The 3,214-nt window shown below is 45.9% G+C and carries 1 protein-coding gene; it reads right to left on the minus strand.

The genetic code is table 11. The features are described 5' to 3' along the window. Positions 1 to 75: 75 nt before the first annotated feature. Positions 76 to 2,820, minus strand: coding sequence for a pyruvate, phosphate dikinase (gene ppdK, locus MUP17_02270; protein ID MCJ7457798.1), 2,745 nt, complete (start codon positions 2,818 to 2,820; stop codon positions 76 to 78). Positions 2,821 to 3,214 lie beyond the last annotated feature (394 nt).

Raw genomic sequence — 3,214 nt, forward strand, 5'->3', positions numbered from 1 at the left:
CACGGCGTGCCGTGCCCCTACTAAGGATATTTGTATAAAAAAGGACAGAACAATGTTCTGTCCCTACAAAAAATATTATTCGGTCACCTCTTTGCTTATCCTTCCCAAGGTCGCCTGGGCTGCGGCTAAGCGGGCGATCGGAACTCTGAAAGGTGAGCAGCTTACATAATCTAAGCCTAATTTATGACACAGGAGGATTGAATCCGGGTCTCCTCCATGCTCTCCGCAGATGCCGATTTTCAAATCTGGTCTGGCGCCTCTTCCCTTTTTCACGCCGAGCTCCATTAACTGACCTACTCCATTGACATCAATGGATACAAACGGGTCTTTGGGCAGGATTTTATGCTCCAGATAATATTTGGTGAATTTCCCGGAATCATCCCTGGAGAAACCGTATACGGTCTGGGTCAGGTCATTGGTTCCGAAGGAGAAGAACTCAGCCTCTGAAGCGATTTCGTCCGCGGTCAAGCAGGCTCTGGGAATCTCGACCATTGTGCCAACTAAATATTTCAGCTTGACCTTATATTTCTTAATGGTCTCTTCAGCCACATTCACCACGATCTCTCGCTGGTTTCTGAACTCGTTTATGTTGCCCACCAGTGGAATCATCACCTCAGGCACGACTATCTTCCCTGCCCGGGCTAATTCACAAGCGGCTTCAAAAATAGCCCTTGCCTGCATCCGGGTTATCTCAGGATAGAGAATCCCCAACCTGCATCCCCTGAGACCTAACATCGGGTTGAATTCGTGCAATTCTTCTATCCGGGCTAAAAGCCTTTCTTTCTCCTTGAGTTTTTCCTCGTCTTCACCTTTGGTTTTCATAACTGCAACCTCGACCATCAGCTCTTCCCGGTTAGGCAGAAACTCGTGTAATGGAGGATCCAGAGTACGAATCGTTACCGGATGGCCTTTCATCGTTTCAAATAGACCTTTAAAGTCGCTTTTCTGGAAAGGCAAAAGTTTATCTAAGGCTACCTCTCTTTCCTCCCTGGTCTTTGCCAGGATCATTTCCTGCACAATGGGGAGCCTGTCTTTGGCAAAAAACATATGCTCGGTCCGGCATAAACCTATACCTTCTGCCCCGAATTTCATAGCCTGGACTGCATCCCTGGGGATGTCCGCATTGGTTCTGACCTTAAGTCTCCTGATCACATCTGCCCATTTCATAAACTCGCCAAATTCACCTGATAGTTCCGGGTCGATTGTGGGAACCTCACCTAAGATGACCTCACCAGTTGAGCCGTTCAAGGAGATTATGTCCCTTTCCCTGACCACTGTTCCGCTAACTGTGAAAACCTTTCTCTGCTCGTTGACTTTGATCTCCTCACACCCTGCCACACAGCATTTTCCCATACCACGGGCTACGACAGCAGCATGAGAGGTCATTCCTCCCCTGGCAGTTAATATCCCTTGAGCAGCTGCCATTCCGTGAATATCATCCGGGCTGGTCTCTTGCCGGACTAAAATGACCTTCTCGCCAGCCTGGGCTAATTTCACGGCATCATCCGCGGTGAAGACAGCCTTGCCCGAAGCAGCACCAGGCGAAGCAGCTAATCCTTTGGCTATGACGTTCACCTGGGCTTTGGGGTCAATCCTTCTATGCAGAAGCTGGTCTAATTGGGCAGGCTCTATTCTCATCAGAGCTTCTTCTTTGGTGATAAGTTTCTCCTTGACCATATCCACAGCTATTTTGACTGCTGCTGGTGCGGTTCTCTTACCTGTCCGTGTCTGAAGCATATAGAGCTTACCTTCCTGAACTGTAAACTCGAAGTCCTGGATATCCCGGAAATGTTTTTCCAATTTAGAGGTGATTCCTTTGAGCTGTTTATAAACCTGGGGCATCTCCTTTTCTAATTGATGAATCGGTTTCGGCGTTCTGACTCCGGCAACCACATCCTCGCCCTGAGCATTGATCAGGTATTCCCCATAAAATTTATCCTCTCCAGTAGAAGGGTTACGGGTGAAACCTACTCCGGTGCAGGAGTTTTCTCCCATATTACCGAAGACCATTGCCTGGATGTTGACCGCAGTTCCTAAATCTCCAGGGATGTTGTTCAACCGGCGGTAGGTTATAGCCCTGGGCGTGTTCCAGGATTTGAAAACAGCTTCAATAGCCATTTCCATCTGCTTGTAAGAATCCTGGGGAAATTCTTCTCCAGTTTTATGTTTTATCTTATTTTTATATTTACCGATTATCTCTTTTAAATCTTCGACCGTCAGGGAAGTATCCAGCTTTATGTCTTTAGCTTCTTTTTTCTTCTGGATTATCTCCTCGAACTCAGATTTATCCAGTCCCATCACCACGTTTCCGAACATCTGAACAAACCGTCGATAGGAATCATACGCAAACCTCTCATTGCTGGTCTTTTTGATAAGCCCCTGTACAGTTTTGTCATTTAGACCCAGATTCAGGATGGTATCCATCATTCCTGGCATGGAAAATTTTGCCCCTGATCTGACTGAAAGAAGAAGGGGATGTGAAGGATCACCGAATTTTGCCCCATAGATTCTCTCCAGCTTTGACATATTGTCATTCAGTTCCTTGTGCAGTTCTTTGGGGAGCTTCATGTCGTTTTTGTAGAACAGGTTGCACATTTGGGTGGTGATGGTAAAACCTGGAGGAACCGGAATACCGATGTTGGTCATCTCAGCCAAGCCTGACCCTTTTCCCCCCAAGAGATCCCTTAGCTCTCTGCCTCCCTCTGCCTTTCCACCTCCGAAGAAATAGATATACTTTTCAGTTTTAGATTCGACTGGAGCCTTTGCAACCTTCTTTGCTGGCTTTTGTTTCCTTGTTACTTTTTTCACTTTCTTGGGCATTTCTTACCTCCAAATAAGTTTTTTATACAGTTTGCTAACTTAAGATTCTTTAATTTATCAAAAAGCTTGCAAAAATCAAGTAAATTCTAAAAGAATCGAAAAAATGGAGAGGAATAAGTGTAGAAATTAATCTGAAATATTTCTTTAACCTGTTGATTTTCAACGACTTAATTGTGAGACTACGGTGTGCATCCCGGCTGAGACGGGATGCCGCATTAACACGGTTAATGTACTCCAAAAGGCCTACTCGATTTTCTGGATTGCCCTGATTATCTCGTATTCTGAGGTTGCAGACACAAGCTCTTCCTCAAAAGTATCTGAATGGAAAAGCTCGGCTATGGCTTTGAATACCTTCAAATAAAGGGAGTCATCGTAGGGCGGGGCTCCCATTACG

The sequence above is a fragment of the Candidatus Zixiibacteriota bacterium genome (assembly GCA_022865345.1).
Classification (GTDB): Bacteria; Zixibacteria; MSB-5A5; order MSB-5A5; family RBG-16-43-9; genus RBG-16-43-9.